3 tRNA genes and 3 rRNA genes are annotated in these 5,973 nt (G+C 53.3%); all 6 read left to right on the top strand.

The annotated features are described in order from the left end of the window. Window positions 1–448 precede the first annotated feature (448 nt). The 6 genes from ACR0AH_RS21055 (at window position 449) to ACR0AH_RS21030 (ending at window position 5,973) form a co-directional block, all read left to right on the top strand. Window positions 449–1,910 (top strand): 16S ribosomal RNA (locus ACR0AH_RS21055). A gap of 139 nt (window positions 1,911–2,049) precedes the next feature. Beyond that, window positions 2,050–2,126: transfer RNA gene (locus ACR0AH_RS21050), tRNA-Ile, on the top strand. A 31-nt stretch (window positions 2,127–2,157) separates the two neighbouring features. Beyond that, window positions 2,158–2,233, top strand: a tRNA-Ala gene (locus tag ACR0AH_RS21045). 403 nt (window positions 2,234–2,636) lie between these two features. Next, window positions 2,637–5,468: ribosomal RNA gene (locus tag ACR0AH_RS21040) — 23S ribosomal RNA — on the top strand. Between the two features lie 190 nt (window positions 5,469–5,658). Beyond that, window positions 5,659–5,773: ribosomal RNA gene (gene rrf, locus ACR0AH_RS21035) — 5S ribosomal RNA — on the top strand. The 16S, 23S and 5S rRNA genes sit together here with 3 tRNA genes alongside, the layout of an rRNA operon. 123 nt (window positions 5,774–5,896) lie before the next feature. Next, a tRNA-Met gene (locus tag ACR0AH_RS21030) sits at window positions 5,897–5,973 on the top strand.

Raw genomic sequence — 5,973 nt, 5'->3', positions numbered from 1 at the left:
CCCTTCACCGGCGCTGCTGAGGTGCTGGGACGCGGTGGAAGCTGCGGAGACGCTCGGGAGAGACTGGGGGCATCTGAGGTTTTTGATTGGGCGGTGGCGCTGAGAGATTGGCGTTATGGTCTGGTTTTTGGGTCTTGGTTGTTTTGTTCTTTGACATTGATGGATAACTGAAGAGATATGTGGGCGGTTTGGTTCGTTTCGACGGATTGAATGTCTGTATATCGCGCTGGTAGGGGTTTTTCCCCGATGACCAGTGTCAGCTTCACTGTTTGTACGGCTTTCGGTTTCTTAGGAGACCTGAAGCACAACAAACAGATGACTTTTAGTTGTACTCTCGGCTAGCCGGCTGAGGGTGTCGTTTATTCGTGCTCAAGTAGCCGAATAGGCGGTAGCACAACTAAAGATGTGCAGAGGTTCGAACGTCAAGGATAAGCATGTAAGTGCTTTTCAACTTGAGAGTTTGATCCTGGCTCAGAACGAACGCTGGCGGCAGGCCTAACACATGCAAGTCGAGCGCGCCTTTCGGGGTGAGCGGCGGACGGGTTAGTAACGCGTGGGAATATGCCCTTTGGTACGGAATAGCCTCTGGAAACGGAGAGTAATACCGTATGAGCCCTTCGGGGGAAAGATTTATCGCCAAAGGATTAGCCCGCGTTAGATTAGGTAGTTGGTGGGGTAATGGCCTACCAAGCCTACGATCTATAGCTGGTTTTAGAGGATGATCAGCAACACTGGGACTGAGACACGGCCCAGACTCCTACGGGAGGCAGCAGTGGGGAATCTTGGACAATGGGGGCAACCCTGATCCAGCCATGCCGCGTGAGTGATGAAGGCCTTAGGGTCGTAAAGCTCTTTCGCCTGTGAAGATAATGACGGTAGCAGGTAAAGAAACCCCGGCTAACTCCGTGCCAGCAGCCGCGGTAATACGGAGGGGGTTAGCGTTGTTCGGAATTACTGGGCGTAAAGCGCACGTAGGCGGACCAGAAAGTTGGGGGTGAAATCCCGGGGCTCAACCCCGGAACTGCCTCCAAAACTATTGGTCTAGAGTTCGAGAGAGGTGAGTGGAATTCCAAGTGTAGAGGTGAAATTCGTAGATATTTGGAGGAACACCAGTGGCGAAGGCGGCTCACTGGCTCGATACTGACGCTGAGGTGCGAAAGTGTGGGGAGCAAACAGGATTAGATACCCTGGTAGTCCACACCGTAAACGATGAATGCCAGTCGTCGGGTAGCATGCTATTCGGTGACACACCTAACGGATTAAGCATTCCGCCTGGGGAGTACGGTCGCAAGATTAAAACTCAAAGGAATTGACGGGGGCCCGCACAAGCGGTGGAGCATGTGGTTTAATTCGAAGCAACGCGCAGAACCTTACCAACCCTTGACATCCCGGGACCGGTCCAGAGATGGATCTTTCACTTCGGTGACTCGGTGACAGGTGCTGCATGGCTGTCGTCAGCTCGTGTCGTGAGATGTTCGGTTAAGTCCGGCAACGAGCGCAACCCACATCCCTAGTTGCCAGCAGTTCGGCTGGGCACTCTATGGAAACTGCCCGTGATAAGCGGGAGGAAGGTGTGGATGACGTCAAGTCCTCATGGCCCTTACGGGTTGGGCTACACACGTGCTACAATGGCAGTGACAATGGGTTAATCCCAAAAAACTGTCTCAGTTCGGATTGGGGTCTGCAACTCGACCCCATGAAGTCGGAATCGCTAGTAATCGCGTAACAGCATGACGCGGTGAATACGTTCCCGGGCCTTGTACACACCGCCCGTCACACCATGGGAGTTGGTTCTACCCGACGGCCGTGCGCTAACCTTTTGGAGGCAGCGGACCACGGTAGGATCAGCGACTGGGGTGAAGTCGTAACAAGGTAGCCGTAGGGGAACCTGCGGCTGGATCACCTCCTTTCTAAGGATGTTCCTAGTATCTTGAGCTTGCTCTTGATCGTGGAACACTTAGCAGAAGATCAACAAACAAAGTTGGTCAAACTCATGGACCGAGCCGTCCTCATATCTCTTCAGAACACATCAGGCCGACCGGCCTGTCTGGGTCGGTAGCTCAGGTGGTTAGAGCGCACGCCTGATAAGCGTGAGGTCGGAGGTTCAAGTCCTCCTCGACCCACCAAGCCTTTTGCGGAGCAAGGGGCGTTTTTTGTGGGGCCTTAGCTCAGCTGGGAGAGCGCCTGATTTGCATTCAGGAGGTCAGGAGTTCGATCCTCCTAGGCTCCACCATTTACCCGATCAGATCGTTAAGCACCTTTGGGTTCTTAACCGTCCGATTGGACGTCAATTGACATCGTATAGAGAGAAATCAATCAACACTGTTTGATGGGCGCCGAGTGTGGCGTTGATCTCAGTTGGTCCTCTTCGGGGGAGGTTTGATTAGGGATGTTTCCTCGTCCCTCTTTGAATATCCCGGCTGAAACGAACAGAGTTGTCCAAGTCAAGTACACTAACCCGCATGATCTGACGATCATGCATGTCTTCTATTCTCCATGTGGGGCCGACCGACATCGGCAGCATGGGTTCCAGGATAGAAGGCGGGAAAGTATGCTTTTGGTTCAGAAACAGAGGCGGCCTTTAGTTACCAGCTGGGTCTGCCGTGAAGGACGTCTGTCTTTCTCTTTCTGGATCAAATCAAGCGCGAGAAGGGCGTTTGGTGAATGCCTTGGCAGCAAGAGGCGATGAAAGACGTGATACTCTGCGATAAGCCATGGGGAGCTGAGAATAAGCTTTGATCCATGGATCTCTGAATGGGGCAACCCACCTGAAAGCTTCATATTGTTATCTTTGATACTCAATATGGGGTTTAAACAGGTACTTAAGACCTGAATACATAGGGTTTTAAGAGCAAACCCGGGGAACTGAAACATCTAAGTACCCGGAGGAAAGGAAATCAATTGATACTCCCCTAGTAGCGGCGAGCGAACGGGGACCAGCCGAGCCAGATAAGTGACTAGAACACGTTGGGAAGCGTGGCCATAGCGGGTGACAGCCCCGTATAGGAAGCTTTGATGGACGTATTAAGTAGGGCGGAACACGTGAAATTCTGTCTGAAGATCGGAGGACCACCTTCGAAGGCTAAGTACTCCTTGCTGACCGATAGCGAACCAGTACCGTGAGGGAAAGGTGAAAAGCACCCCGACGAGGGGAGTGAAACAGTACCTGAAACCGAACGCCTACAATCAGTCGGAGGATCCTCGAGATCTGACGGCGTACCTTTTGTATAATGGGTCATCGACTTGGTCTTACGAGCAAGCTTAAGCCGTTAGGTGTAGGCGTAGCGAAAGCGAGTCTTAATAGGGCGAATGAGTTCGTGGGATCAGACCCGAAACCGAGTGATCTAGGCATGGCCAGGTTGAAGGTAAGGTAACACTTACTGGAGGACCGAACCCACATCCGTTGAAAAGGATCGGGATGAGCTGTGCCTAGGGGTGAAAGGCCAATCAAACTCGGAGATAGCTGGTTCTCTGCGAAATCTATTTAGGTAGAGCGTCATCCGAATACCCCGGGGGGTAGAGCACTGGATGGGTAATGGGGCCCCACAGGCTTACTGATCCTAACCAAACTCCGAATACCCGGGAGTACTAGATGGCAGACACACTGCGGATGCTAACGTCCGTAGTGGAGAGGGAAACAACCCTGACCTACGACTAAGGCCCCCAATTCATGGCTAAGTGGGAAAGCAGGTGGGACGACCAAAACAACCAGGAGGTTGGCTTAGAAGCAGCCATCCTTTAAAGATAGCGTAACAGCTCACTGGTCTAAATAAGTTGTCCTGCGGCGAAGATGTAACGGGGCTCAAGCCATGAGCCGAAGTCTAGGGATGCGTAAGCATCGGTAGCAGAGCGTAGTGTGACATAGTTCCTATCCTCTTTAGCGATCTTCGGATCGCCTTGGAGGATATTTGGAGCTTTCGATGAAGCCGGGGCGTGAGCCATCCGGTGGAGAGATCACTAGTGAGAATGATGACATGAGTAGCGACAAAGAGTGTGAGAGACACTCTCGCCGAAAGTCCAAGGGTTCCTGCTTAAAGCTAATCTGAGCAGGGTAAGCCGGCCCCTAAGCCGAGGCCGAAAGGCGTAGGCGATGGGAACTAGGTTAATATTCCTAGGCCAGGAGGATGTGACGGATCACAGGTGTAGTTCAATCTTATCGGATTGATTGGGCTGCTGAGTGGTTCCTGGAAATAGCCCTCCATCAGACCGTACCCTAAACCGACACAGGTGGACTGGTAGAGCATACCAAGGCGCTTGAGAGAACGATGTTGAAGGAACTCGGCAAAATACCTCCGTAAGTTCGCGAGAAGGAGGCCCGGTTCCTAGGCAACTAGGGGCTGGGGGCACAAACCAGGGGGTGGCGACTGTTTATTAAAAACACAGGGCTCTGCGAAGTCGCAAGACGACGTATAGGGTCTGACGCCTGCCCGGTGCCTGAAGGTTAAAAGGAGAGGTGAGAGCCTTGAATTGAAGCCCAGGTAAACGGCGGCCGTAACTATAACGGTCCTAAGGTAGCGAAATTCCTTGTCGGGTAAGTTCCGACCTGCACGAATGGCGTAACGACTTCCCCGCTGTCTCCAACATCGACTCAGCGAAATTGAATTGCCTGTCAAGATGCAGGCTTCCCGCGGTTAGACGGAAAGACCCCGTGCACCTTTACTACAGCTTCGCACTGGCATCAGGATTGTGATGTGCAGGATAGGTGGTAGGCTTTGAAGCGGAAACGCAAGTATCCGTGGAGCCTCCCTTGAGATACCACCCTTCGCACTCTTGATGTCTAACCGCGGTCCGTTATCCGGATCCGGGACCCTGCGTGGCGGGTAGTTTGACTGGGGCGGTCGCCTCCTAAAGCGTAACGGAGGCGCGCGAAGGTTGGCTCAGAGCGGTCGGAAATCGCTCGTTGAGTGCAATGGCAGAAGCCAGCCTGACTGCAAGACTGACAAGTCGAGCAGAGTCGAAAGACGGCCATAGTGATCCGGTGGTCCCGAGTGGAAGGGCCATCGCTCAACGGATAAAAGGTACGCCGGGGATAACAGGCTGATACTGCCCAAGAGTCCATATCGACGGCAGTGTTTGGCACCTCGATGTCGGCTCATCTCATCCTGGGGCTGGAGCAGGTCCCAAGGGTACGGCTGTTCGCCGTTTAAAGAGGTACGTGAGCTGGGTTTAGAACGTCGTGAGACAGTTCGGTCCCTATCTGCCGTGGGTGTAGGAGACTTGAGAGGAGTTGCCCCTAGTACGAGAGGACCGGGGTGAACGATCCACTGGTGGACCAGTTGTCGTGCCAACGGCAGTGCTGGGTAGCTATGATCGGACAGGATAACCGCTGAAGGCATCTAAGCGGGAAGCCCCCCTCAAAACAAGGTCTCCCTGAGGGCCGTGGAAGACCACCACGTCAATAGGCCGGAGATGTAAGCGCAGTAATGCGTTCAGTTGACCGGTACTAATCGCCCGATAGGCTTGATTTGATCCAGTAATGGAAAGACAAATCACCAAAAGCATACACTGACCTTGAGTTGGATAACGTCGCAGCGCCAAGCCGCGATGTTGGTTGATTATATAACCGAGTGGCAACGCGCCTTTTGCAAGCAAAAGACGCTGCCTGCCACCTCGTCGCTTTCCTGCAACGCAGGAAAGTCGACATGGGCTTTTCCTCGGTTTGGTGGTCATAGCGCAAGTGAAACACCCGGTCCCATCCCGAACCCGGAAGTTAAGCACTGCCGCGCCAATGGTACTTGGGCTTAAGCCCCGGGAGAGTAGGTCACCGCCAAACCTAGTAAAAGCCCACAGTCTCTCAAACACGATGAAAAGAACACTACCCGGTCTCAAGTAGCCGAATAGGCGCTAGACCAACACAAGACCTCAAGTAGCGTAAGCGATAGGTCACTTAAAGTGTCGCGGGATGGAGCAGCCCGGTAGCTCGTCAGGCTCATAACCTGAAGGTCGCAGGTTCAAATCCTGCTCCCGCAACCA

The sequence above is a fragment of the Ruegeria sp. AM5 genome (assembly GCF_056540645.1).
The sequence above is the reverse complement of the archived record's forward strand: the minus strand, read 5'-3'. Positions and strand labels throughout refer to the sequence as shown.